Origin of the sequence: Actinoalloteichus sp. GBA129-24, from assembly GCF_001941645.1 — a bacterium.
Lineage (GTDB): Bacteria > Actinomycetota > Actinomycetes > Mycobacteriales > Pseudonocardiaceae > Actinoalloteichus_A > Actinoalloteichus_A fjordicus.
The window spans coordinates 5,013,464-5,038,709 of record NZ_CP016077.1; the positions used below are offsets into that span (position 1 = coordinate 5,013,464).

At 69.1% G+C, this 25,246-nt stretch carries 25 protein-coding genes; 6 read left to right on the forward strand and 19 right to left on the reverse strand.

Annotation, left to right across the window (positions count from 1 at the left end; genetic code table 11):
* Positions 1–612 precede the first annotated feature (612 nt).
* Complete coding sequence (locus tag UA75_RS21400) at positions 613–801, forward strand: DUF397 domain-containing protein (protein ID WP_075744049.1); 189 nt, start codon at positions 613–615, stop codon at positions 799–801.
* Positions 802–931: 130 nt separating this feature from the next.
* Positions 932–1,228, forward strand: coding sequence for a DUF6247 family protein (locus UA75_RS21405; RefSeq protein WP_075741783.1), 297 nt, complete (start codon positions 932–934; stop codon positions 1,226–1,228).
* A gap of 322 nt (positions 1,229–1,550) precedes the next feature.
* Here the strand turns inward: UA75_RS21405 and UA75_RS33295 are convergent, their stop codons facing one another.
* The 17 genes from UA75_RS33295 to UA75_RS21485 all read right to left on the reverse strand — a co-directional run bounded on the left by UA75_RS33295 (position 1,551) and on the right by UA75_RS21485 (position 16,047).
* A complete protein-coding gene (locus UA75_RS33295; protein WP_075741784.1) occupies positions 1,551–2,060 on the reverse strand; it encodes a helix-turn-helix domain-containing protein in 510 nt (169 codons plus the stop codon).
* Between the two features lie 8 nt (positions 2,061–2,068).
* Positions 2,069–5,098: a caspase family protein gene (locus UA75_RS21415; RefSeq protein WP_075741785.1), complete on the reverse strand. Its 3,030-nt coding sequence runs from the start codon at positions 5,096–5,098 to the stop codon at positions 2,069–2,071.
* Positions 5,099–6,574: 1,476 nt separating this feature from the next.
* Positions 6,575–6,841 (reverse strand): hypothetical protein, encoded by a 267-nt coding sequence (locus tag UA75_RS33300; protein ID WP_157434347.1) that lies wholly within the window; start codon positions 6,839–6,841, stop codon positions 6,575–6,577.
* Positions 6,842–6,845: 4 nt separating this feature from the next.
* The gene (locus UA75_RS21420; protein WP_157434348.1) at positions 6,846–7,190 is read right to left on the reverse strand and encodes a hypothetical protein; all 345 of its coding nucleotides are present in this window, start codon (positions 7,188–7,190) and stop codon (positions 6,846–6,848) included.
* A gap of 6 nt (positions 7,191–7,196) precedes the next feature.
* A complete protein-coding gene (locus UA75_RS32080) occupies positions 7,197–7,973 on the reverse strand; it encodes a hypothetical protein (protein ID WP_083683432.1) in 777 nt (258 codons plus the stop codon).
* 89 nt (positions 7,974–8,062) lie between these two features.
* Positions 8,063–8,890: a hypothetical protein gene (locus UA75_RS21430; RefSeq protein WP_075741787.1), complete on the reverse strand. Its 828-nt coding sequence runs from the start codon at positions 8,888–8,890 to the stop codon at positions 8,063–8,065.
* Positions 8,891–9,256: 366 nt separating this feature from the next.
* Positions 9,257–9,724: a hypothetical protein gene (locus tag UA75_RS21435; protein ID WP_157434349.1), complete on the reverse strand. Its 468-nt coding sequence runs from the start codon at positions 9,722–9,724 to the stop codon at positions 9,257–9,259.
* A 38-nt stretch (positions 9,725–9,762) separates the two neighbouring features.
* Positions 9,763–10,107: a hypothetical protein gene (locus UA75_RS21440; RefSeq protein ID WP_075741789.1), complete on the reverse strand. Its 345-nt coding sequence runs from the start codon at positions 10,105–10,107 to the stop codon at positions 9,763–9,765.
* Positions 10,108–10,113: 6 nt separating this feature from the next.
* Entirely contained in the window at positions 10,114–10,890 is a 777-nt protein-coding gene (locus tag UA75_RS32085; protein ID WP_083683433.1) for a hypothetical protein, read from the reverse strand.
* Between the two features lie 128 nt (positions 10,891–11,018).
* Entirely contained in the window at positions 11,019–12,098 is a 1,080-nt protein-coding gene (locus UA75_RS21450) for a methyltransferase domain-containing protein (protein ID WP_075741790.1), read from the reverse strand.
* Positions 12,095–13,108 carry an ATP-grasp ribosomal peptide maturase gene (gene tgmB / locus UA75_RS21455; protein ID WP_318533339.1) on the reverse strand — a complete coding sequence of 338 codons (1,014 nt, stop codon included), beginning with the start codon at positions 13,106–13,108 and terminating at the stop codon, positions 12,095–12,097. Before tgmB ends, UA75_RS21450 begins: the two co-directional genes overlap by 4 nt.
* Positions 13,074–13,286 carry a hypothetical protein gene (locus tag UA75_RS34060; RefSeq protein ID WP_075741792.1) on the reverse strand — a complete coding sequence of 71 codons (213 nt, stop codon included), beginning with the start codon at positions 13,284–13,286 and terminating at the stop codon, positions 13,074–13,076. Before UA75_RS34060 ends, tgmB begins: the two co-directional genes overlap by 35 nt.
* A gap of 206 nt (positions 13,287–13,492) precedes the next feature.
* Positions 13,493–13,729, reverse strand: a complete 237-nt coding sequence (locus UA75_RS21465) for a hypothetical protein (RefSeq protein ID WP_075741793.1) — start codon at positions 13,727–13,729, stop codon at positions 13,493–13,495.
* Positions 13,726–14,166, reverse strand: a complete 441-nt coding sequence (locus UA75_RS21470; RefSeq protein ID WP_075741794.1) for a MarR family winged helix-turn-helix transcriptional regulator — start codon at positions 14,164–14,166, stop codon at positions 13,726–13,728. Before UA75_RS21470 ends, UA75_RS21465 begins: the two co-directional genes overlap by 4 nt.
* Entirely contained in the window at positions 14,163–14,408 is a 246-nt protein-coding gene (locus UA75_RS21475) for a hypothetical protein (RefSeq protein WP_075741795.1), read from the reverse strand. The genes UA75_RS21470 and UA75_RS21475 overlap by 4 nt, the downstream gene beginning before the upstream one ends.
* A 178-nt stretch (positions 14,409–14,586) precedes the next feature.
* Positions 14,587–15,504, reverse strand: a complete 918-nt coding sequence (locus UA75_RS21480; RefSeq protein ID WP_075741796.1) for an endonuclease/exonuclease/phosphatase family protein — start codon at positions 15,502–15,504, stop codon at positions 14,587–14,589.
* Between the two features lie 306 nt (positions 15,505–15,810).
* Positions 15,811–16,047 (reverse strand): hypothetical protein, encoded by a 237-nt coding sequence (locus tag UA75_RS21485; RefSeq protein WP_157434351.1) that lies wholly within the window; start codon positions 16,045–16,047, stop codon positions 15,811–15,813.
* A 945-nt stretch (positions 16,048–16,992) separates the two neighbouring features.
* On the opposite strand from UA75_RS21485, the gene UA75_RS21495 reads away from it, so the two are divergent.
* A complete protein-coding gene (locus UA75_RS21495) occupies positions 16,993–17,844 on the forward strand; it encodes a helix-turn-helix domain-containing protein (RefSeq protein ID WP_198044191.1) in 852 nt (283 codons plus the stop codon).
* Between the two features lie 18 nt (positions 17,845–17,862).
* Positions 17,863–18,054, forward strand: a complete 192-nt coding sequence (locus tag UA75_RS21500; RefSeq protein ID WP_075741800.1) for a DUF397 domain-containing protein — start codon at positions 17,863–17,865, stop codon at positions 18,052–18,054.
* 213 nt (positions 18,055–18,267) lie between these two features.
* Here UA75_RS21500 and UA75_RS21505 read toward each other — a convergent pair whose 3' ends face one another.
* Complete coding sequence (locus UA75_RS21505) at positions 18,268–19,233, reverse strand: phosphotransferase family protein (protein ID WP_075744052.1); 966 nt, start codon at positions 19,231–19,233, stop codon at positions 18,268–18,270.
* A gap of 562 nt (positions 19,234–19,795) precedes the next feature.
* Between UA75_RS21505 and UA75_RS21510 the strand changes: the two genes are divergently transcribed.
* The gene (locus UA75_RS21510; RefSeq protein WP_232251105.1) at positions 19,796–20,482 is read left to right on the forward strand and encodes a TetR/AcrR family transcriptional regulator; all 687 of its coding nucleotides are present in this window, start codon (positions 19,796–19,798) and stop codon (positions 20,480–20,482) included.
* A gap of 139 nt (positions 20,483–20,621) precedes the next feature.
* Here UA75_RS21510 and UA75_RS21515 read toward each other — a convergent pair whose 3' ends face one another.
* A complete protein-coding gene (locus tag UA75_RS21515) occupies positions 20,622–21,953 on the reverse strand; it encodes a MarR family transcriptional regulator (RefSeq protein WP_075741802.1) in 1,332 nt (443 codons plus the stop codon).
* Between the two features lie 104 nt (positions 21,954–22,057).
* Here UA75_RS21515 and UA75_RS21520 point away from each other — a divergent pair, with 104 nt between their 5' ends.
* Entirely contained in the window at positions 22,058–25,177 is a 3,120-nt protein-coding gene (locus tag UA75_RS21520; protein WP_075741803.1) for an efflux RND transporter permease subunit, read from the forward strand.
* Positions 25,178–25,246 lie beyond the last annotated feature (69 nt).

Genomic DNA, 25,246 nt, shown 5'->3' on the forward strand with positions numbered 1-25,246 from the left:
TGTCGTGGGGGTGCTCCGGTCTCGCCGAGCGCACCGTGGATCCGTCCACACTGCCCTCCTCACGGCGGTGAGGGTGCTCGGCGGGCGACGAGTTCGTCGCCCGCCGAGCCGGTCGGCACGACGACGCCGGGCAGCCGGGCCGTCTTTCGCCGACGCACCTCACGAGATCGCGGCCGAGGGCGGCCGAGCGTCGGTCGATCACGGCGGCCTGCCTCGCGGTGGTCGCGAGCGCGGGCGGCCGTCGCCGCACGGGTCTCGCCGCGGGCACCGGTGCTCGCCGACCGGCCTCGGCGCGCAGTCGGCCACCACCGTCCCTCATCGGGCGAAGTTCGCCCTTAACCCGGTCGAGGAGCCGGATTGACCGGGCTGCCGTCGACAGAACCGGACATCACCGCCGGACACACAACGAATCGGGGCTCTCCGGACGTGGTGATCACGGGTTTCCGGCGCACCGCCACGCGGCACCGAATGCGAGGGGCGCACCCGTGATCGCCCCCATCGCAATCGACGCTGCGTCACGAAAACCCGGCTAGGCCATTCCCCCGAACGAGCACTGGCCCGGAAGGACCACAATCAGTACCCTCCGTGACAGAACATCATCAGGAGGTCACCGTGAGCAAGGTTTCACCGAGCTGGCGCACGTCCACGCGAAGTGGCCAACACAACTGCGTCGAGGTGCGACACGGGTGCGACGCCATCGTGATCCGCGACACGAAGAACCGCCGAGGCGGCACCTTAGTACTGGGCACGGCGGCCTTCCACGCCTTCCTCACCACCGTCAAGAACGAGCAGATGCACTGAATCCGACTTCGGTCCTCGCGGTGCAGGCGACCGGACTGCCCGAGGAGCCGACGCGACCTCGATCGGCGGGTCACCGAACGACGGACACGGGTTCGGGTTCCGGCACACCGCCGAGGAAACGGACATCACGATGACTTCGCGCTCCACCATCCGGCAACCTCGCAGGCCTCGGACAGGGCCCGCCGTCTGGGCCGCGCTGGAGGTCGACGACCGAAGCCTGTTCGAGCACGAGTTCCGCGCCGCCCTGGAAGAGGTCGCCGAGACCTTCGATGTCGGCAGGCTGACCGAAGTGGTCCACCGCTGGCGGCCGCACACCGTGGTCACGGGCTGCCCGCCGCCGAACACCGGGCAGCGCCGAGCACCCGTCGTCCAGCACGACGAAGCCGACGGCATCGACTGGCCGCCGGAGGCACCGGACCGGGCCTGAGCCCGCCCTGTTTGCCCAGGCCGCCGGGCCGACAGACCACCGCCCTGCGCACCGAGGCCGCCGCAGGTGACCGCTGCGTCACGGCCCGGCCGAACCGATCGAGGGCTCCGGTGTCCGCCTGCCGTGGCGGGCTGCCGTCTCCCGCCGAACTGATCTCCGGCCGAGGCCCGGCAACGCTGTCCGCCGACCACGTCCCGTTGCGTGTGCTCGCCTCGGTCCGCTGGCTCCGCCGGGCTGACGGTCCTCGGGGCTCGGCCCGTCCGACGACGACCCCGGCTGCGGCCCACCACGATCGCCCTCGCCCTCGCCGTTCCCGGGGCGATCAGGGCGTCGGTGGTCCGGAGTCGGACCGCCGATGGACAGCCCAGGACAACGCGTACGGCGCACCCTCCGGGCCGGCCCGCCGGGTCCGAAACTCGTCCACGAGCGCCGCGATGCGCAGGCGCATCTCGGCCAGGTCGGGCTCGGTCAGCCGGAGAGCGAGCCGCGCCTCGCCGAACCGATCCGCCGCCGGGGCCTCCTGGTACTCGGCATAGGAGGCCGCCGTCATCGGACTCGGCAGGTGCGCGTCGCCGTCGCTGAAATCGAGGACCCAGCTCTTGCCCGTCGACAGATAGGGCACCTCACGCGAGCCGCGCGTGCCTCGGCGAACCCCGGTGGACTCCAGGAAGCCGTGTTCGGTGAGCAGCCGGACATGATGCAGGGTGGTGCCGGGACTCACGTCCAGACTCTCCGCCAGCTCCCGGTTGGTCTTCGGAGTGTCCAGCGCAAGCCGGAGGATGCGCAGCCGGAGCGGATGGCTCAGCGCCTTGGCCTCCTCGACGGCGGTCATCCGGCTCCTCACTGACGTGGGAGTAGCCGCAAGGATTCGCGCCACTCCTGTGCCAGCTTCTTCTGCAACAGGGCATGACGAAACTGGTACACGGGCCCTTCCGCCCGGAGAAGCCGGTGGCGGTAGGCCTTCGCGAGAAAGCGCATGCCTCGGGCCGGGAGCAGGCCGCGGCGGCTCAGCTGGAGGAAGACCAGGGTCGTTCGACAACTGTCGGAGACGGCGGCCATGCAGGCAAGGCTGACGAGCAGGGCGATGCCGAGGACGACCGCCGGAAGGCGCAGGCCGTCCAGATTGCCGTCGAAACCCCAGGCCAGTCCGAGGCACAGGCCGGGCCCCACTGCGAGGACGGCCGCTCGCCGGAGGTCCTCCCGCCAGGCCGTCGCCGGGTCGATGAGGCTTCTCGCGCGGGGCGACGGACGGGTGGCGCCGACTAGAAGCCCGATCGCGAGGGTGCTCACACATCCCGCCCACAGCCCGTCGGCGAGGGAACGCTCGTACCAGAAGGCCAGTCCGACGGGCAGCCCGGCGGCACCACCGGCGACCAACGCGAACCGCACCCGCAAGGACGCCCACCAGCCGGTTCCGTTCGGAAGCCCGCGGACCGGGACGGCAGTGACGGCGGCGGTGCCACCAGCCGCCAGCCCGGCGAGCAGGCCGAACCAGTAGTTGCTCAGGTTGGCGACTGTGGGGGTGACAGCGAGGCCGACGACGAGTCCGATTGTCGGGTTGGTCCGGCGTGGCCGTGTCTCGCCGGAGGGCGTGAAACGTCGCTCGCTGGAGGCGCGGAACTCGTTGACGGCTCCCGCCGCGAGGCCGAACAGTAGGCCGAGTAGGCCGAGGTAGGGGACCCCGAAGGCCAGATCGTTCCGGCCATGCACCCTGTAGTGGACCGCAGGATTGAAGAGCGCCACGCCGCAGAGGGCGGCGGCGAGCATGCCGAGGGCGCCGAAGGCGGCGATCCGGGGTAGCCGAGGCGCCCACTGGTGCAGGAGCCGCCAGTCCAGGGCGGAGGAGCGCCGATCGTCGAGACCGGCGGCCAGATAGCACAGCCACCGCCGGGCCGGCTCCGGCTGGTCGGTGCTCGGTACCTTCCCCGAGACATCGCGATAGGTGATGTCCACCAGCCGGTCGAGGAGATGAGCAACGATCTCATCGCGGGTCGCGAATCGGCCCGGTTCGAGTAGTTCTTGCACGCCTGCGGGGTCCTGCCGGAAGCCGTCGCGGACGAGCGTCAGGGTGAGCGGTGAGTCCAGGGCGTTGGCGAGCGGCCCGTCCGGCTCCGCACCCAGGTGAACGATCAGCCGATGCCAGGGCTCGGGGGCTGGTTCAACCTGGCAGTGTGCGAGGAACGCGGCCGCGTCGTCCCCGCTCACCGGCAGCAGTTCCAGGGCGGCGGCCCCGTTCAGGGGGCCGCAGGCACGTACCGTCTCCGCGTAGTACTCGGTGCGGGAGAAGATCATTACCCGGTGGGTGGCGTGCTGGTCGATCTGGTGGAGGACGGCGGTGCGTAACCCGAGCGTCAACTCGTCGAAGCCGTCGAGGAACAGGGCGATGCGCCCCTCCTCTACCAGCCGAACGGCGGCGTCCCGACCGTAGACGTTCGACCGCAGGAAACGGTGGTCTGCGGCGAGCCGGACGGCCAGCCAGTCGCTCAGTCGCTGGCGCGCCGGGTCCCAGCCTTCGACGCTGAGTAGCACGGGCACGGGAACCCGGACCCGGTCGGCGACGTCGAGTGCCGCCCGGTGCTTCAGGGCTTCCAGCACGGTCAGGGTCGCCGTGTCGGACTTGCCCCTGCCCGGACCGCCGAGGACGATCACCCGCCCCGATCGCAACCCCGCGTAGACAGCGAAGAGTTCGGGTATGCCGCCCGCTGCGGAAGAGGTGGCGTCCGCCGCGGTCACGCCGGGCAGCGGTTCGAATCGGGTCGCCCGCCGGGCGTCTCCGAGCGCCGCCGCGATCGGCACGGCCACCCCTCGGGCGACCGACCTGCGCCACCGGACCGGAATCGGCGCCGGAGAGTAAAGCAACCGTTGTGTCGCGGTCTTCGTTCTCTGTAGTGACATCGCCGCCGCCAGGCGATCGGCCGCCAGGTCGAGCGGTGACTGCGGGCCATCGGCCCGAGCAGCCACCGCGATACCCGGCCCGGGGGCGGGAGGCGGCTGGACCCACGTGCCGGGCCCCGAGGGCTGCAATCCGATCCGCGCCCGCTCCGGTGGCAGCGTGGAGGCGCCCCGGCCGCCGAAAGGGTTGCGCGCCAGCCAGATGCGGCCCTCCCCGCTGATCAGCGACCGCTGCGGGTTCTGCTCCCCGTTCCTGTCCTGCACATGGCCGCGGGCGTGCTCGTAGGCGTCGTCGACCGACACCAGCCCGTCGTGATCGGTGTCGGCGGCCCCGGTGGCCAGCCCGTGGACGAGCCCGGCGGTGAACACCGAAGGCAAGGCGCTGCCGTCGTCGACAGCCGCCGAGGAATCGCCTTCGAAGGCGTACTCCCCGGCCCGGGAGGCGGTCAGGATCGCCAGCCCACGCCCGGCGTCCGCCGCTCCCAGCCCGAGCGGTAACTCGTCCACGCCTGCTTTCGCACCACTGATGAAGGCACCGGAGAAGCAGCAGTCCAAGATCAGCACCTTCTGCCGGGATCGACACTCCTGGAGCAGGCGCCGCAACCACTCGTCCTCGACCCCGGTTGACGCCAGCCTGTTCTTCCGCGTGTCCTTGGCGGCGTAGAACAGCCGCCCGCGCAGGTCCCGCACCCCGTGGCCGGACAGGTACACCAGTACCAGCTCCTGAGGCTCACGGTCGTGCAGAAAGTTCTCGAGGCGCTCCCGCAGTTCTTGCACAGGGGGATCGTCCAGACTCTTCACCCTGAACCCGCCGATTCGCGGATCCGCCAGCACCGACGTCAGTTCCCGGACGTCGACAGCCGGCGACTGCAACGGCGGCAGCGCGGGATCCTGGTAGGCGGTGGTTCCCACCACCAGTGCGGAGCGTGGCCCGCTGGGCAGTTCAGGAATCGGAATGGTGGCGTCGAAGCCAGACATCGATCAGCTGCTCCTGCCGTTCGGCCGAAATCCCCTACACCTGGAGAACGTGGTCGCCGAAGCTGATTTCCACCGAACGCGCCGTGTCCCGGGCAGCCCACCGGCGCGCGGCATCCACCAGCTTGCGCAGTACGGCGGTGGCCGGCACCCGCACCGCCGGCATCCCGGCGATGCCCCCAACCCCTTTGCCCCTGCGGCCGACTCCGACGCAGCCACCTGCTCTACTGCCGCTACCTCGTCCAGTTCAAGCAGGTCTGTGTGCAGTTCGCGGGTCAGCGAGTCCAGTTCCTCGGCGTCAAAATCCAGATCTGTGCGCACACGCACGAGAACGACGTCCATGCGATCAACCCAGCCCTTCCGGCCCCCACCGGGCACACGGCCGACACACGATATTGTGGACCGAAATTCTTGGACAGCAAAGGCCGTTACGAATCTGGGCATCCTGCGAATGAAGAGCCCGGACCACACCGGCACCCTGGAAACTGCGCTACGACCGGACCGATTACTCCACCCGCAGGCAGAATCCCGCACTGTTTGTCGCAATCCGGCAGCGCATCAGCACCGTGAGCTCCGAACGCCCGCTCCCCACCACACCCTGATCCCTGCGGCCTTCGACCGGCGCCGCGTGCCGCCGAGGCGCGCGACTGCGAGCGACAGGCGAGGTGCGTGGTGTGCCGCACCGCCAAGCGGCCCTCGCCCGCTGACATCCCACCTGTCGGCGCGCGCTGGTGGAGTTCGAATCGGGACCGCGCTGGGCAGCGGCGTCGTGCCGCTGATCGAGCCGCCCCCGGGACGAGAACGGGCGCTGCGGGCACCGAATCCGCTGGCAGCATCGGTCTGTCTGCTGCTGATCACCGCCGGGCTGCGCAGCCTGAACACGCAGGCCGTCCGGGCTGCCGAGACTGGCTGCCGAGAGGGATCCGGTGGTGCGGCGGGGGGCCGAACACGCCGAGGATCTGCTCTGCCAGACTCGACGGCGACGATCGCGGTGGTTGAGGTCGCCGCCGTCGCCACCGCCTCACGCCCGTGGGGTATACGGACGAGTCCGCTCTCCCCACGACAGTGGAGGTGCTCCGGGCTGACGCGCTCGTTGCAGGGCCGACCGCGTCCTCCTCACATCCCCGTGGGGGTGCACCGCCATCGGGCTCCGAGGAACTCGGTCACCCCTGGGCCTCCCCACACTCGTGGGGGTTCACCCACCTAGGTGTGCGCGAGCCGGCTGGCTCGGCCGTTCTCCCCACCCGCGCCCGTGGGGGTGTTCCACACTGCTCGCCTGGTTGCCGCTAGCGATGAGGACCTCCGACCCCGTCGGGGGTCGCCTGCCGAGGAGCACGACGTCCATCGTGTACCCGAGGACGCAGCCCTCGGGTACACGATGGAGCTGCGCTCGTCTCGGCGGACCTGTCCGCGATCCCGGCCACGTCCGGGTGGGATCACGGATCTTTCGGTCGGTGACCGCCTGGCCGACCTCGCTCATCAGCAGGGCCGCATCCACCACCGGACCGGCACACCCGTCGACCTCAGGCTCAACGACTGCAACGCCTCGTCGACCGCGACCACCTCAGGACCACGACCCCAGACGAAGCACGCGCTCACCGGCGGGTCCTCGGTCGTTGCAGGCGATACCAGGTCGGGCGTGCTGCTGACCCGCATCCCCGAGCCTTCGGCCGAGGACGGGGCGCATCCCGCCAGCGCCAAGGCGGAGAACCCCAGGACGACCAGTAATCGCCTACGCGAGGACACGGCTCTAGAAGACGCAGGTGCCCCTCGGGATGCTGCCGTTTGCGAGGTAGTTGACGCTGGAAACCAACGGAGACTCGCGCTTGAGCCGCGCCGACAGTTCCTTGCCTCGCTCGATCCAGTCACGCTTGGCGTCGGGAGTGGCGAAACCAGACTCATTGAATCTCACGGGGTTGTAGGTCGCCTGGTATTCCGCGTCCCAGGCTTCGAGGTCCCGAACGAGGTCTGCATTGAGGTCAAGGAACTCCGTGGCCTCCTCGATGTCGTGGCTGAGCGTATCCCCCTCGTACCCGGTTCGGTAATAGAAGTAGTCCTCTTTCCATCCGACGAGGATGGTCACGTCCACAGTCATCTCAACTCACTTCCGATGCAGGTCACGGCGAAGCTTTCGTCTACGGGAGATGGGGTTCGCACCGTAGATCTTCCCCTCTGCGGTGGTGTTGATCGCGACGCGGCGTCGCTCGCCGAGGTATTCCACTTCATACACTGGCCGGTCTCTTCCGCAGTGCCCGACCACGGTACCGCTCCGGATGGCTGCAAAGAGCAAGCCCTCGATCTCCTCTCGTGGGATGTGCACCTCTTCGAAGTTCCGGACACGGTCCGGCAAGAAGATGTGATTTCGCCCGCTATCGTCGTCGCCGTTCTCGATCCAGATGATCCGTCCGTCGTCGAGGCGTTCCGCTCGCACGACGTCGTGAGGTTTGACCGCTGCACCCCGTCGTCGGAGTTCGGCGATCTCGTCGGCGTAGCGGATCTGTGGGTCGGTGTGCTCGTCGACCGTCGTCGGCGGTCCGGTGGGCGGCGGCGGCCGAGTAGCCGTGTCATCGGTGGCCGGTGCCGCCAGCAGCGGCCCGCCTGCGACGCCGATCCCGTGTCCGGCGATGTCGTGGCAGTAGCCGTCGATGATCTCCTGTGCTCCGCCGAGGAGAGCGTGTGCGGCGCGGACCTCCTCGGCGGACCGGGCTGCAAGATGGTTGATCTGGTCGACCTCGGGCTGTGTCGAGCCGAGGGTGGCGGCGGCGAAAACGTCCGCGCCGTCGGTGATCGCGGCGTCAGCTTGGAGGGCGGCCTGGCGTGCTTGGGTGATCAGGGCGTGTGCCTGGCGTAGCTGGGCGATCACCTCGGTGACCGACAATGCTCGACTCCTCACTGTGTGTGTTCGACCATGGTGACGGAACAGCGCCTCGTGGTCGAATGAGTTCTCGTCAGTTCGTCGGGACGCTGTCAGGCGTGGCGGCGTGCTGTGCGTGCTTGCGACCAGGTGTGGGCAGCGCGGGCCATGTCTCGCGTCCAGGCCCGGTGGTGGTCCTGGTCGGCGATCTCCTGCCACAGACGTGTGGAGGCGACGGCGAAGGCGTCGAGGTCACGTGGTGTGGCGGTGTGCCAGGCGGGAGCGCGGCCCACCCAGTGTTCTGCCGAGGCGGGGCTGTGACCGGTGGTGATCATCCGGAGCAGCAGGCAGCACGGGTCGATCCAGGGTGCCCCGCGCGCGGCCCAGGCCCAGTCGATCAGCCGTGCAGTTCCGTCCGCGCCGATCAGCACGTTCTCCGGGTTGTAGTCGGTGTGCAGCAACGCATCCCCGGCCAGCAGGGCGATCTCGGCACCGTCCGGGAGGTACGGCCCCCATCGCCGGACGGCATCGGTGACGGCTGTCTCCTGCGGTGGGCAGGGGATCTCGCCGACCGTCTGAAGGAGTTCCACGACGGCGGGCAGGTCGGTCGAGTCCGGTCGGTAGTCGGCGTGCCGCGCGTCGAGGGCGTCCAGGCCCAGCACGTCCCACCCTCCCGTATCGGGCAGCCGCCACCGCAGCGCGGGCGCGACCTTCGCGACGTGCGGGGTGACGGCGGCTTCACGTCGGTGAGCGGTGATGCCGGGGTGGGCGTGGCGGACGCCCTTGACGAAGACTCGCCCTCCGTCGCTGTCGAGCAGGGCGGCAATCGCGGAGTTGCTGCCACCGGAGGGGATGCGGACGCAGGTGATCGGCCCAGTGCGAGCCTCGATCGCGGCCCGGACCTCGGCGGGAATGTCATGCCACTCGATCCGTTGTTGCATGGGGCCTCATCGTCCGTGCCGGGCAGGTCGTCGAGGACGGTAATTCTTGAGAAATCGACTGGCCATCAGGGAATGCATGGCGCTACCTCCGAGGTAGGCGAGACCGAGGACCATACCGGGTCGTCAGCGCCCCATCATTGCGGACGGTCTCGATTCGCACAAAGAGTCTGTTCAGGTGAGGGCAACCGAGCATTGACGAACTCGAATACGGGAGACGACAGAACACATTCGACATTCCGGATCGAACCGCTGTTCCAGGTGACTAGTTGACCTCCCTGACCGTGGCGACGTCGCCGCACACTGTGCGGAGCGCGGCGTGTGCTCCGGCGGCGGCCTGGGCGTGGACGGGGGTCGTGAGCGGCGGCGTCACGGGTTCTCCGGCGGGTTCCGGGCCGTCGCGGTGAGCACGCGGTCGAGACCGGTGAAGGGGCTCGCGGGGTCGTCGGGCAGGGCGAAGGGCGGGATGTCGTAGGGGATGGAGATCGTGGCGACGATGGCGGTGATGCAGTCGCGGCGCAGTCGATCGCCGGTGGGAGTGACAGCCGCATGTCGTCGCCTCGATCGGGAGAGGGTGATCAGACCGTGCGCTCCGAGGCCGAGTGCGCCGTCAAGGGTGTCGGCGGGGTCGCTGCGGACCTCCTCGGCGAGATCGGTGAGGCGTCGCTCGGCGCGTCCGCAGGCGAGCAGCACCGCGTAGGCGGTCCGCGTCAAATGCTCGGGCCGGGCGCCCTCGATCACCGCAGTCGACACCAGGTCGGGCGTGCTGCTGACCCGCATCCCCGAGCCTTCGGCCGAGGACGGGGCGCATCCTGCCAGTGCCAAGGCGGAGAGCACCAGGACGACCTAGAAACCGTCCACGCGTGGACATGGCTCTAGAAGACACAGGTGCCCTCCGGGATGCTGCCGTTTGCCAGGTAGTCCACGCTGGCGACCATCGGAGACTCCCGCTTCAGTCGCGCCGCCAACTCCTTGCCCCGCTCGATCCAGTCACGCTTGGCCTCGGGGGTGGCGAAACCGGAATTATGATATTCCACGGGGTCATAGGTCGCCTGGTACTCCGCATCCCAGGCTTCGAGGTCCCGGACCAGGTCTGCGTTGAGGTCAAGAAATTCCGTAGCATCTTCGGTGGTGTGGTTGAGCGTGTCCTCCTCGTCCCCGTTATCGTAGTAAAAGTAATTTTCCTGCCATCCTACGAGGATGGCGACGTCAACGGTCATCTCAGCTCACTTTCGATGCAGAGCACGGCGGATCTTTTGCTTACGGGAGACTGGGTTCGCACCGTATATCTTCCACTCTGAAGTGGTACTGACCGCCACCCGGCGTCGCTCGCCGAGGTACTCCACCTCATACACCGGCCGGTCCGTTCCACAGTGCCCGACCACGGTACCGTTCCGAATGGCGACGAAGAGCAGGTCCTGAATCTTCTCTCGCGGGATGCGTACCCCTTCGAAATCTCGGATACGTTTCGGCGAGAGGATGTGGTCTAGCCCGCCGTCCTCGTCACCCCTTTCGATCCAGGTGATCCGTCCGTCGTCGAGGCGTTCCGCTCGCACGACGTCGTGAGGCTTGACCGCCGCCCCCCGCCGTCGGAGTTCGGCGATTTCCTCGGCGTAGCGGATCTGCGGGTCGGTGTGCTCGTCGGCCGTCGGCGGTGGTCCGGTGGCCGGCGGCGGTCGGGTGGTCGTGTCGTCGGTGGACGGTGAGACCGAGACCGGCGGTCCGCCCTCGCCGATGCCGTGTCCGGCGAGGTGGTGGCAGTAGCCGTCGACGATCTCCTGCGCGCCGCCGAGGAGAGCGTGTGCGGCGCGGACCTCCTCGGCGGACCGGGCGGCGAGGTGGTTGATCTGCTCGACCTCGGGCTGTGTCGAGCCGAGGGTGGCGGCGGCGAACACGTCCGCGCCGTCGGTGATCGCGGCGTCGGCCTGGCGGGTGGCCTGGCGGGCTTCGGTGATCAGGGCGTACGCCTGGCGGAGTTGGGCGATCACCTCGGCGACCGACAATGCTCGACTCCTTACTGTTCGTGTTCGACGCCATGGTGCCGTATCGCCGGTGTCAGGGTGCTGGCCGCAGGAGAGATCGGTGCGCCCCGTGAAGAACACGGGGGCACGGTGGTCGCGTCTGCTCCGAGTCAGGAGGGCTCGAGGAGGCAGTGGGTTCCGTCAGACCGCACGTGAACTCGGTGACGTTCCGGTGCGGGGCGCCCTTGGTAGTCCCAGCGTTCGAGGAAGGCGGTGATCTCGGCCCAGAGCGCCTGATCGCCGGTCACCTCTACCGTGCCGTCGTCGCGTTCGGCGGCCTGGCATTGCGTTCCGTCGGCGGTGTCGGTGAGCAGGTGGACGAGGCGTCCTTGCTGGTCGCGCCGTGAGGCGCGGTGCAGTCCTGGGCGCGAGACGGAGAGCAGAGCCCGTCCGTCCGGGAGGTCCAGGGCAGGCGGCAGTGTGGCCGTCGACGTCGGCGCGGCGGTGATCGTGGTGGCGTTCTGTTTCGGGACGGCGGGCGCGTCGGGTGACGGGCGTCGGGACATGAACCCGGCCTGCTGCGGCAGGATCGGTCCGTCGGCGGTGCCGTCGGCGTGCACGGTGAGGCGGGCCAGGACGAAGCCGAGGTTGATCAAGATCATCCCGCCGGGGCGGACTTGGTTCAGCCAGGCGGTGGGGATGTGGTCGAGGCCGCACGTGGTGATCAGTCGGTCGAATGGGGCATGGTCGGGAAGGCCCGCAGCCCCGTCTCCGGCGGCGAGCACGGGGGTGAGGCCGAGCGCGGCGAGTCGACGTCGGGCCGTGGCGACCAGGCCGGGGTCGACGTCGACGGAGAACACCCGTTGGTCGCCGAGCCGGTGGCTGAGGAGGGCGGCGTTGTAGCCGGTTCCGGTGCCGATCTCCAGGACTCGGTGGCCATCGTGGATGTCCAGAGCGTGGAGCATGAGGGCCATCAGTCCGGGGGCGGTGCTGCTGGAGATCGGGCTGCCGTCGGAGTCGAACTCGGTGATCAGTGTGGTGTCGCTGTAGATGTGGGCAAGCCTGTCGGGGTCGTCGGCCGCGACCGGGGTGAGGGTGGCCGAGCCGGGACGGGCCACGGAGAAGTCGGTGACGAAGGCATCGCGTGGCACGCTGCGGAAGGCGGTCTGCCACGCGGGCTCGATGAGGTGCCCTGCGGCGGTCAGATCGGCGACGAGTTTCTGTCGTAGGTCGGTATCGGTGTGGGTCACGTAGTCGTCCTTCGAATGGTGAGTGCGTCGACCAGTGCCGACGTGAGAGGCAACCCGGTGTGTTGTTCGAGCCAGGCCCACTGACCGTTGGGGTTGTTCTCCAGAAACGTCCACGTGCCGTCGGGGGTGACGATCCAGTCGGAAGCCGAGTAGACCAGGCCGAGTTCGCGGTTGAGTGCCGCGAGGCCGGCGGCAGCCTCGGCGGGTATCTCGATCGGCGAGTAGGACAGCCGATCGTGGTCAGCGCGCCAGTCCAGGATCTCGGAATCCTGGGTGTCGATGCGCACTGCGAAGACGCGGTCACCGATGGAGGTCACCCGCACCGAGAAGGCACAGGGCACCCGTTCCTGGAACAGGTGAGTGGTCGTCCGCACCCCGTCGTTGATCTGGTCCACAGTGACGAGTTCGGTGTGCAGCAGGAGGCGGTCGCCTTCTGGAGTGCGAGGTCCTCCACGCAAGGGCTTGTAGACGGCTCCGTTCGTCTGGCGTGCAACAAAGATTCGAGCCGCAACAGGGTCGTTGGTGATCAGCGTGGCGGGCACGGCGAGTCCGGCCTTAGCCGCAAGGCTCAACTGGCGGGGCTTGTCGTCGGCCAGACGGTTGCGGTGTGGATGGTTGATCCACCTCACGTCAGGCAGCGCCGCGAGGAGACCGCCGAGGCCGAATTCAGCCTCGGCGGTCATCCATGCCTGCTCCGTGCCGTCGCGGCTGCCATAGTCGCTCGGCTTGCGCCACCACGCCGCGCTCACCGAAGAGAGATCGGTATCGCGGTGCCCATCCTGAAGACTGCCGATCCACCGTCGGCCCGTGCCGGCAAGCTCGGCGGTCACCCGAAGCGATCCGGCACGCAGGTCCGCGAGATCGAAGCGGTGTACCGGAACGCCCCGTTCGTCGAGCTGTCGGATGACGAGATCAGCGGTGATGTCGCCGACCCTGGTGATCACGAGTACGGAGTCAGGCATCTCGGCGGAATCCTCAGTCGTCCTGGTCGACGAACCACTGGTTGTCATGCTTGGTGTCGCACGGGGTGGAGGAGCGCATGACCGCCGGGTCGTCGATCGCCGCGAGCCCCTCCCCGGTGAGGCTGATCTGCCGGACCGGGTCGTAAGAGAGGACAGGAAGTACCGGAGTCGCACCACTCGGCGAAGCCGCGCGCGCCAGGCCCAGTGGAAGAACATCGGGTGACATGATTTCTCCATTCCAGTCGATCGAAATCACATTCGAGGCGAGAAAGGGAAATCTCGCCCTGGCCACCTTGCCATGCGAACACCCGACAGGAGAATGATCCAATCGAGTGACAAGGAATCAGGCAGTTGAAAGAAAAAGGCGTGGCCAATTCGGCGATCCCCTTTCTCGGTGGAACGCCGTTTCATCAGGTTTGATTGCCTCTCTCTTTACTGCACCTCCCCGACCGTGGCGACGTCGCCGCACAGCGTGCGAAGTACTGCGAGTGCTCCGGTGGCCTGTTCATAACGGCGCAACGTCGGCGTGCCGACCAGGGAGACCGGTCCGTCGATCCCGGCGGCGATGGGGGCCAGTGTGCTGATGATCTCGGTGGCGGCGGCACGGGCGGTGGCGGTGGCGGTGTTCTGAGTGTGCTGGAGTGCAGAGGGGAGGTCGACGCGGGTCACGGTGGGAGTCCTCCGGGGTTGCTGGTCGGTGTCTCGCGGATGCGGGTCGCGAGGGCGATGAAGAGTCGGCGTTCGTCGTCGGGCAGGTGTCCGATGCGTTGGGCGAGGAAGCTGCGGATCGGGCGTTGCACGGACCGGGTGCGGTCTCTGCCGTTGAGGGTGAGCGCGCAGTCCTGGTGGTCGGGATCGGTGAGGAGGAGGCCCTTGTCCTGCAGTGCGCGCACTGTGGCGGTCAGGGTGTTCTCGGGTACGGGGACGGAGAAGCGCAGGAGCCCCAGCGAGCAGCGGCCGAACTCTCGGTCCACTGAGGACAGGATCATGTACTCGGTGACGGAGAGGTCGGCATCCGACAGCGTCGCCGCCACGCCGTCTTCGAGGAGGGTGGTGAGTTGGAACAGCAGTCGCCACATCCGATCGGCGTCCGTCAGTCTGTTCACCGCTCACCGGCCGCAGCCCTGGTGCTGGCGAGCAGGCGATCGAGGTAGTTCGTGGCGTCATCGAGTCGTCGGGTCAGGCTCGTGGGGCTGGCACCGACCGGGGCGGGGGTCGTTCCGGTGAGCTGCGCAGGCAGCGTGAGGGCGTGGGCGATCCTGACCTGGCGTTCGGCGTCACCTCGGGGGGTGGTGGCGGTGGTGCGCCACCGTCGTTGCCGCCTGCGTCGTCGGTTGGCCGTGCCCATGGTCACTCCTCGATGGTGAAACGGACCTGTTCGGTACGAGGTGGCACGGACGCGCGGGCTGGTATCGCGCGCCCGTGCCACCCCTGATGACCGGCCGATCCCGTCGGGGGTCGGTGATCGACCGGCCGCCCCGAAGACACCACCGTGTCGCGCGCGGTGCCGTCTGCGGGGAGTCGGATCAGCCGGTGCCCGCGCCGGTCAGTTGATCGGCGTCGGTACGGGGTTGGGCGGTGCGAGTCGGGGCGAGGTCCCAGGCCGCCGTCACGTAGTCGTGGTCGGAGACGGCCTCGGCATCCGACGGCCGGTGCACCTGATACGAGCCGGGCACGAGCGCGCCGGGAGTGGCGTAGGAGGCCATGATCCGGTCGATGCGCATCGAACAGTTCTGCTCGTGCGTCGTGGGTGTCGGATCGTCGGCCAGCTCGCCGAAGTCCCGGAACTGCAGGTCGTGGCGCAAGTAGTCAAGCTGGGCGGTGTCGACGACCCACCGCCCGGACGTGGTGTCGTAACGGCCCTTCTGCAGCGGCTTCCACCACGATCCGCGCTCGAGATGCGCGGCGCCCCAGTCGGCCGGGCGGATGTCCTTCTCCCACGAGCTGGTGGCGTTGAAGTCCCCGGCGATGATCGTGGGCTTCACCGACCGCTCGGTCAAGATCGCGGCCTGCCGGTCGAACTCGGCCCGGCCGGCGCCGCCGGGCCAGTGGATCGACGACAACCACATCGGCACGCCGAGCACCCGAGCACGGAGGAATCCGGCCACGGAGTAACCGGTGTCGGCCACCATCGGGTCGTGCCACTGCACGGGCTCCACGACATCCGAACTCACCAACAGCATCGAGTGGTTCTTCCGTCCGACGCGCTGAGAATAGAACGGCAGATAACGAGCCGAGCCGCCGAGGAGTTCCGACAGTCGGTTGGTCGCCTCCCACAAAGGCCGCTCCCCGTCACGGCGGTACTGAGGACACTCCCCGAGCATCAACACATCCACCGGATGTCGAGCAATCGTCTCGATCAACGGACCAAGCTCGATACGGCCGTCCTCCCGCAACCCGCCGTTCTCGTAGTTGAACGTACCGATGCGGACGACACCACTCATAACGTTCCTTTCTTCGATGAACCCGAGGGGCGGTGGTGCGGGCGGTCGTATACCGCCCGCACCACCTCGTGACCCGACCTACGCGGTATCCCGCGCCGGGAGTGGATCGGGCCACCCGTCCCGCGCGGCGTGCTCCGCGCGGGACGGGAGTTCAGAGACCGGCACCGCCTGGTGCGGGTATCTCCTCGGATGACAGCGACTCGCCCAGACACGCCCCGCACACCGGAACCAGACCGACGATCAGCTGCCGATCCAGACACAACCCCGCTTCCGGAACGGTGTCCTGCGTGAACCACGGCCACCCGCTCACCGGACAACCGCCAACGGCGGGCGGGCGAGGTGCCCAGGCACGCCGACATCCGCCAGACAGTCAGTACACGGCTGATCCTCGTAGTAGAGGTCGACCAGCGGATTCCGGTTCATCGGAACGAACAACGCCGCAGGGGCACAGACCGGCCGGACGCGACCGCCGTCCCAGTCGGCATCGGCCAGGTGGGTATCCCCCATCCGCACCGACTGAACGAACCACGCCAGCCCGTTCACGACCCCGCTCCCGTCGGGAAGCACGTGCGGCACGACGGGAACCTGCTGTACTCCTCGGCGGGCTCGACCGCACACCCGCATATCGACACCGCCGAATCCCGATAATCCGGATCACGCCGATGCTCGATCCGCCGAAACCGACCCACCCACCGAACAACCGTCGGAACCGGCTGCTCCGACTCGTCCACCGGCCAGTCCGGTGCCTCCACCGCCGTCACAAGACCACCGCCTCGGAGGCGACAGCGGCGGCGCGCTGCGGAACCCCACCGGTCAGCACCGACCGGTCCACGGTCCACGACCCGGTAGCCCGTGATCGGCACTCCGCCTCGCGAATCCGCGCCCAATCTCGACGTGACGGCGGGCGGCGCCGGGGATGCCGCACACGCCACCGGGAGGCGATATCACACACGGCGATTACCAGAAGCGCCAAGCCGGCGCCCATCAGGACGAGCAAGACCTGGCTGCCCTGATTGCTCGGGTACTCCATGGCTAGGATCGCCACGGAGTGTGATGCGAAGGCCATTCCTTCGCTCCTCTCCATTGTGAGGGGCTGGGCCGACCGGCCAGTCGGCCCAGCGCTCCCTCTTCTCCCAGTGCTTTTCGTTGTGTTGACTACGACCGCGCGCCAAGAGCCGCAGGCAGTGATGACTCCCGCTTGCCTCCAGTGCCAACGATCGGTGGCTTCCTAGACGACCGCCGCAGAGCCGTGGCAGATGCATCAGAGCCTCGGGCTGCGGAACAGTGCCCTGCGATGCCCGAGTGGTGATCGTTCGAGGGGCATCTCCACCGTCTTCCGCGTGCCAGTCTCAACCCAACCTCCGCGAGCCGTAGGAAGTGAGCGTACAAGTTACATGTAGGATTTACGATGACTCTTTTGGGTGACTTGTGTGGTCGGTGTTGGCGATAGGGTCACCTGACACATCAGGAACCGCGCAGGAGATGCAGATGTCGCTTGGTCCCACAGCTCGCCGACGAAGGCTCGGGTCGTTGCTCACGGAGGTGCGAACTGCGGCGCACCGCAGCGTCCAAGACGCTGCCGACCAGTTGGACTGTTCGGAAGGAAAGATCCGCAACTGGGAGACTGGCCGCTCCGGAATCAAGAAGGTCGAGCTGAGCGCCCTACTGGACTACTACGGAGCGCCTGAGGATGTCCGGGGTCAGCTCGAAGAGCTCCGACGCGAAGGCGCAAAGCGCGGATGGTGGTCGACGTACCGCCTACCTGATTGGTTCAAGCCCTATGTCGGTCTCGAACAGGCAGCGTCAGAAGTGCGGAACTTCGAGATCGAACTTGTCCCAGGGCTGCTCCAAACTGAGGCTTACGCTCGGGAGATCCACTCGACCGGTCGGCACATCACCGACCCTGCCGACATCGACAAGCGTGTTGCGGCGCGGATGGCACGACAACAACGGCTGACAGCGGAGCCGCCACTAGAGCTCCGAGCCGTCGTCGCTGAGGCCGCACTACACCGCCGCGTCGGCAGTGCCGACGTCATGGCGGAGCAGCTCGATCATCTGATCGCGCTGAGCAAGCTGCCGAACGTGATCGTCCAGGTCTTGACCTATGAAGCAGGCACCCATCCGAGCATGACTGGCGGGTTCACCGTGCTGTCGTTCGCTGAGCCGACCGACCCCGACGTCGGCTTCGCGGACAACCCGCTGGGCGGGCATGTCATCGATGAGGCAGCCGACGTAGCGGCCCTGAACTTCATGTTCGATGAGCTTCGGAGTCTCGCTCTACCGACGCAGGACTCACTGCGGCTCGTGACTACGATTCATGGTGAACACGCATCCCGCTGAGAGTGGAAGGAGACGGCATTGGCACGCTTGAAGCACTGGCGAACCAGCAGCCGCAGCGGCAACGGCGGCCAGTGCGTCGAGATCGGTCACGCTCCCGGCCTCGTCGGCATCCGCGACACCAAGAACCGTGACGGCGGCACGCTCGTCGTGCACCAGGCGGCCTTCGACGCGCTGCTACACACACTCAAGAGCGGCCGGGCTGTTCGCTGAACACGCTTTGAGGAGCCCTTCCCCGCCACCGGGCGGGGAAGGCCCCACAACCTCGCACGATTCCCGCAGGTAAGCGGGCATTATCCTGAGTACCGTCTGTCGGAACTCGACGTCGGTCACGCTCGCCCGGCTGCCGCCGCGCCGACGGCGGCGGGTCCGGCTGTAGTCCAGGCAGCTCGCCCGAGGTCGTCGCGCCGCACTGACGGCGGACGGTCAGCCCTCGCCCACCAGCTCCGTCAGGCCGCCCGCGAACGGCTGGGCCCGCCACTGGTCGACGCCCTCCTTCACGGCATCGACGAGCATGGGCAACTCCGGCGAGAGCGCGAGGCACGCGATCGTCCTGGACATGCCGACGGCGTTGACGAAACGCAGCATGCGCTCGTCCAACGGACGCAGGCCCCGACTCCGGGCGGCCTCGTCGTACGCGGACTCGGACTCGGGCCCGAAGGCCGCCAGGTCCCATTCGACCGGCCCGAGGGTGACCAGTTCGAAGTCGGAGTACAGCACGCCGTCCGTGGTGGCGACGATGTTGTACGCGGGTGCGTCGCCGTGGATCGGCTGAAGATCGATTCCGGGGAAGGCCGCCTCGAACTCGGCACGGGAGCTGACCAGTGGTTCCAGGATCGCCCACTCCCGCCGCGCGCGGTCGAGATCGGCGGCGTCGATGAGGTCGGGCCGGGTCGCCAGATCCGTCAGCGCGTCGCGCACCATCCTCGGTTCGGCCGCCGACAGGAAGGGCAACTCGCCCGGATAGTCGCGCAGCGCCGCGTGCAGGTCGGGGACCAGGCGCGCGTTGTCGACATAGTCGGGCACTGCGCTCTCGTCGATCGCGACGAGCTGCCAGAACGTCATCGAGAAGCCGTTCCGGCGCACGGGCTCTCGCGGGACGAGCGGGCTGGGCGGGATCACCGGGGTGCCCTGCTCCGCGAGCCAGGCCACCACGTCGAGTTCGATCTGCTGCCGCGCCGACTGGATGTCGAGATCGGCGGAGGGCGGCACGACGACGGGCACCCGGACCACCACCGGCGCAGGCGCCAGGTGCACGACGACGGAGAACATGTCGTGGAGCACGGCCGGTTCGGTCACCGTGAGTCCGAGGTCCCGGCCCGCGGCGACCGCAGCGGCGACGGCCCTCGACGTGCGGTCCGCAAGCTGCTCGGGCGTCATGACTCCTGGCATGGCGGGCATCGTGCCACGGCGGGCAGCACCGCGCGACGGATTAATCGTTCTCCCCTGTCTCTTCCCCGCGTCGCCGGGGGCTGGCGCACCGGAGGTCGAGTGCGTCCCGGAGTCGCAGGCGCCCAGCCCCGAAACCCGCCCCGCTGATCGTGGTCGCGGGCGGCAGACGAGTGCGTCGCCTGCCGCAGGCGGGTCGTCGAAGCGGCCCGGACCACCGCGCGACGCCGCCGAGGCCCCGGCCGCCTCCGGACCGTCTCGGGTGCGCCGAGGCTCCCGACCGCGACCGGGAGAGGAGGGTCCGTCGAGGTCCGGTGGATCGCGCCCGCCGCCCGCCGCCCGCACGACACGGCAGGCCGGACCCGCTCGCTCGCCGTCGCAGCAGGGTCGCATCCGCGCCGTCGATGCGGGCCGAGAGATCGTCTTCGCTGGTCACGACGTCGATCCTGCGTTCGATGCCCGCCTCGCCCGCACCATGGACGACGGACGAGCGCGGGGCGGCAGCCGTCGCGACCTCCGATCGCCGAGACCGGGTCCGGAGCGAGACCTGGCGTAGGGTAAGCGCATGTCCCGGCCGACACCGACCCCTGGGCACGGCATGGACGGCCTCGACGGGCCCGATGCCACTCCCGCGAACTCCCTTGCCGAGACGAGGCGAGGTGAAGCGGGGCGTCCGGCTCCACGACGTCGGACGCGCGAGCGAGCCGACGCGGCACGCAACCGTGCTCGGGTGCTCGCCGCCGCCGAACGACTGTTCTCGACATCCCGCGCCGACCCCGTGACCATGGGCGAGATCGCGTTGGAGGCGGGTGTCGGCCGCGCCACGCTGTACCGCAGATTCCCCGATCCGGCCTCCATCGCGGTCGCCCTGCTCGACGAGCACGAGCAGGCGCTACGAGACCGATTGTCGACCGGCGAGCCGCCGTTGGGGCCGGGCGCGCCGCCTGCCGAACGGCTGGCCGCCTTCTACGCGGCGATGATCGACATCCTGGAACGTCATCTGTACCTGGTGCTGGGTGCGGAGGCGGGCACGGCCCGCTTCGAGGCATGGTCCTACGAGTCGTGGCGCGCCCATGTGCGCGGGCTGCTCGTCGACGCCGACGCGGCAGACCCGGACGCCACGACGGACTCCCTCCTCGCCCCGCTCGCCCCCGAGGTCTATCAACACCAACGACACCAGCAGGGAATCAGTCAGCAGCGGATCACCCAGGCGTTGGAACGTCTCGCCCGGCAGGCGCTGGCCAGGCGCTGACGTCCTGAGTGGACGGTGATCCCTGCCGATCACCGGCGGCCGGGCCGCAGGCCGCCGCAGGACACGGCAGGCCGATCCGCACAGCACACGGCGGGTTCCTCCACCGAGTCGACGGGATCGGGCCGAGGGGCGGCGCCGGTCAGCCGCAGGCGGGAGACGCGAGCAGGCCGGCCGCCGAATGAACGGTCAGCGTCGCGGGCTGCCCGGTCGCGGAGGCCGCGGCCGTCTGAATCCCGGCGGGCCCGTCGGCGACCAGCACGGTGAAGGACTCCGGAGTCGGGAGCGCGGCGGCGTGCGGCAGGTCTGCTCCCCGGCCCAGACTCAGGACGGCGGGCGGGGCGCCGGGGCCGCTCACCACGACCTGGTCCATCGGCATCGCCAGTCCCACGCCCACCGCCTTGAGGACGGCCTCCTTCCGGGTCCAGTAGCCGGTGACCAGCTCAGCCCGGTCCGCGGGCTCCGCCTCGTCGACCCTGGCCCGTTCTCGGGGCGCCAGCGCCGAGTCCATCAGCGGCCCCCAGTGCCGCCCGCTCGTCGGGGGCTCCGCGTCGATGCCGATCGGAGCCGAGGTCGATAGGGCGAGCACCGCCCACTCCCCCGCATAGGCCAGCGAGAACTCCAGTCCGTCGCCGGGCCCGACGGCACGGGGCTTGCCGTGCGGACCGCCGCAGTGTCCGCAGTGTCGGGCGAAGCGGAGTTCCCCGGCGGGCAGGCCGGTGTGCACGGCGAGCAGCGTCCGGACCAGCGCCCGGCCCAGGAGATAGCGCCGCCGATCCTCCACTCTGCGCAGGGCGTGATACCGGCCGGTCTCCTCGACGTCGAACAGACCGGTCGCCGTGTCTCCGACGTCGGCGGTCGTCGCCCACCAGAGCTGCACCTCGCCGTCGGCGGGGGCGGGCACGCCGACTCCGACGGCGCCGTGCCGAGGCGAACTCGGCTCCGGCCGCCCTCGGATCAGACCGCCACCCCGGAGTGCGGGGGCGGTTCGAGGCAGGTCGGCGTCCGGCGGGACGCGGCCCGCGGCGGCGAGCAGGGCAGCCGCGCCGCGCTCGACGGCACGGAGTTCCTCGACGGAGAGTTGAGCCAGGAGCACCTGACGATGGTCACGGCCCGCAGTGGCAATCTCGTCCAGAAGGGTGACACCTGCCGGTGTGAGCGACAGGCGTCGGACCCGGCGGTCCCGAGTATCGGTGACCCGGCTGACCAGTCCCCTGTCGAGCAGCCGGTCGATCATGCCCATCGCGGTCGCCAGGCTGACGCCGAGCTGCTCCGCCAGGGCGTGCCCGGCGACGCCTCCCTCGACCGCCAGACAGAGCAGCACCCGAAACTGCTGCATGGTGATGCCGCTGTCCAGCAGCGGATGCGATCTGACTCGGACGGCCCCCCGCATGAGGTCGTCGTGATGCCGTTCGACGGCGTCGATCAGCCGGTGCCGTTCCTCGTCGATCCGCACCGGACGATCCTGCCCCATCGACCCGGTTCTCCACGAACTCTCCGGTGCGGGTAGATACTATGCGTGAAGCTAACTATTCACCCGTTCACCTCCTGATCACCACCCGAACGAAGGAACCACCCGTGACCTGGCTTGCTCGCCTCAGCCTGGCCAACCGAGCCCTGGTCGCGCTGGCATCGGTGCTCATCCTGGGCTTCGGCGTCATCGCGACCACCTCACTCAGACAAGAGCTCATCCCCTCGATGGAGATCCCGGTCGCCGCCGTGGTCGCCCCGTACCCCGGCGCCGCACCCCAGGTGGTGGAGGACCAGGTCACCGAACCGCTGGAGACGGCGGCGACCGGTGTCCGAGGCGTGGTCGGCACGTCGGCGACCAGCAGCGGCGGGATGTCGGTGGTCAACGTCGAACTGGAGTTCGGCACCGACCTGAGCGGCGCCCAACAGGACCTCCAACAGGCGGTGAACCGGGTCGCGAACGGACTTCCCGACGCGGTCACGCCGACCGTCATGACCGGCAGCGTCGACGACCTGCCGGTACTCCAGCTCTCGGCCGCCTCCGCCGCCGACGAGCAGGACGCCGCCGCGCTGCTGCGCGATGAGGTCGTCCCGCTGCTGGAGGAGGTCGCAGGCGTCCGTGAGGTGAGTCTCACCGGCGTGGCCGATCAGGTGGTCACCATCGACGTGGACTCCGCCGCACTGGCCGCACAGGGCATCCCACTGCCGTCGGTGCTCCAGGCCCTGCAGACGGCGGGCGCGAGCGTGCCCGCCGGGACGCTCACCCAGAACGGGGAGACCCTCTCGGTGTCCGTGGGCGCACCCGTCGACACGGTGGCCGATCTTCAGGAGATCCGGCTTCCGCTGACGGACGGCGGCTCCGCACGGCTGGCCGACGTCGCCGAGGTGACCAGCGCGCCCGCAGAGGCCACCGGCTACTCGCGCACCGACGGGCTGCCCAGCATCGGCATCGGCGTGACCAAGACGCCCGAGGGCAACACCGTCGAGATCTCCGAGCAGGTCCGCGAGCTGCTTCCCGAGATCGAGCGGCTGCTCGGCGAGTCCGGTCAGGTCACGGTCGTCTTCGACCAGGCGCCGTTCATCGAGCAGTCGATCCACGACCTCACGGTCGAAGGGGCCCTCGGCCTCGTCTTCGCCATCGTGATCATCCTGCTGTTCCTGCTCTCCCTACGGTCGACGCTGGTCACCGCAGTGTCCATCCCGATGTCGGTGCTCATCGCCCTGATCAGCCTCTACGTCACCGACTACTCGTTGAACATCCTCACCCTCGGCGCGCTCACGGCGGCCGTCGGGCGGGTGGTGGACGACTCGATCGTCGTCATCGAGAACATCAAACGACATCTGGGCTACGGCGAGCCCAAACGGCAGGCGATCCTCACGGCGGTCCGCGAGGTGGCAGGCGCCATCACCGCGTCGACCATCACCACTGTCGCGGTGTTCCTGCCGATCGCGCTGGTCGGCGGCCAGGTGGGCGAGCTGTTCCGGCCCTTCGCCGTCACCGTGTCCGTCGCGCTGCTCGCCTCGCTGCTGGTCTCGCTGACGATCGTGCCGGTGCTGGCGTACTGGTTTCTCAAGGACCGCCGCGAGGCAGGCGAGGGCGAGCCCGACGAGGCGGCCATTCGGGAGAAGGAGGAGCGCGGTCCGCTCCAGCGCACCTACCTGCCGGTGCTGCGCGGTGCGCTGGCGCACCCGGTCATCACCCTCGTCATCGCCGCCGGACTGCTCGGCGGCACGCTCGCCCTGGTGCCGCAGCTCCAGACCAACTTCCTCGGCGACAGCGGTCAGAACACCCTGTCGGTCCGGCAGGAGCTGCCGCCCGGCGCGAGCCTGGAGACCGCCGACGCGGCGGCCCGGCAGGTGGAGGACGTGCTGGCCGACACCGACTCGGTCGAGGGGTATCAGGCCTCGATCGGCTCGCAGGGCGGCATGGCCGCCTCCTTCGGCATGGGCGGGTCCTCGGGAACCACGACGTTCTCCGTGACCACCGACTCCGAAGCCGATCAGGCAGCGGTGCAGTCCGAGCTGCGGGAACGGCTGGCCGAGCTGTCGGACGCCGGCGAGATCACCGTCGACGCGGGCGGCATGGGCTTCGGCGGCGCGAGCGGGCTGGAGGTGATCGTCAGCGGCGACGACGAGGCCGACCTGGCCGACACCGCGACGCGGGTGACGGAGTTGGTCGCCGACACTCCCGGTGCCACCGACGTCAGCAACAACCTCGCCGTGGAGGCACCCTCGGTCGAGGTGACCGTCGACCGGGAGGCCGCCGCAGCCATCGGCATGGACGAGGCGACGGTGGGCCAGGTGGTGGCGGGCGCGATGCGCGGCACCCCTGCGGGGAACCTGACGCTCGACGGCACCCGGCAGGACATCGTGGTGCGCAGCGGTGCGGCGCCTGCCGACGTGGCGGCGCTGCGCGAGTTCCCGCTGGGCGGCGGACCCGCCGGAGTGATCACGCTGAGCGACATCGCCACCGTGGAGGAGGTCTCCGAGGCCACCAGCATCACCCGCCAGGACGGACAGCGGAGTGCGACGGTGACCGCGAGCCTCGAGGCGGCGGACCTGGGCAGCGTCAACACCGAGCTGCAGACCCGGATCGACGGGCTCGACGTGCCACCCGGCATCGAGGTCGCGATCGGCGGCGTGAGTGCCGATCAGGACGAGGCCTTCGCCGATCTGGGCCTGGCGCTGCTGCTGGCCGTCGCCATCGTCTACGTGGTGATGGTCGCGACGTTCCGCAGCCTGCTCCAGCCGCTGCTGCTGCTGGTGTCCATCCCGTTCGCCGCGACCGGCGCGCTGGGCCTGCTGGTGATCACGGGCACTCCGCTCGGCGTCCCCGCGCTGATCGGGATGCTGATGCTGATCGGCATCGTCGTCACCAACGCCATCGTGTTGATCGACCTGGTCAACCAGGTCCGTCAACAGGGCCGATCCGTCGCCGAGTCGATCATCGAGGGCTCGCGGCAACGACTGCGGCCGATCCTGATGACGGCGCTGGCGACGATCTGCGCGCTGGTGCCGATGTCCCTGGGCATCACCGGCGGCGGGGTGTTCATCTCGCAGCCGCTGGCGATCGTCGTCATCGGTGGTCTGTTCTCCTCGACGCTGCTGACGCTGGTGCTGGTCCCGGTGCTGTACTCGCTCACCGAGCGGGCCAGGGCCGCGATCGGCGGCCGGTCCCGCAGGAGCAGGACCGCCGCCGAGAGTGCGGCGAGCCCGTCGGCGGACTGAGCCGAGCCGAGCCGGGCCCGTCTGCTGGTCGTCGACCAGCGGGCGGGCCCGTCGTCATGTCTGGAGCAG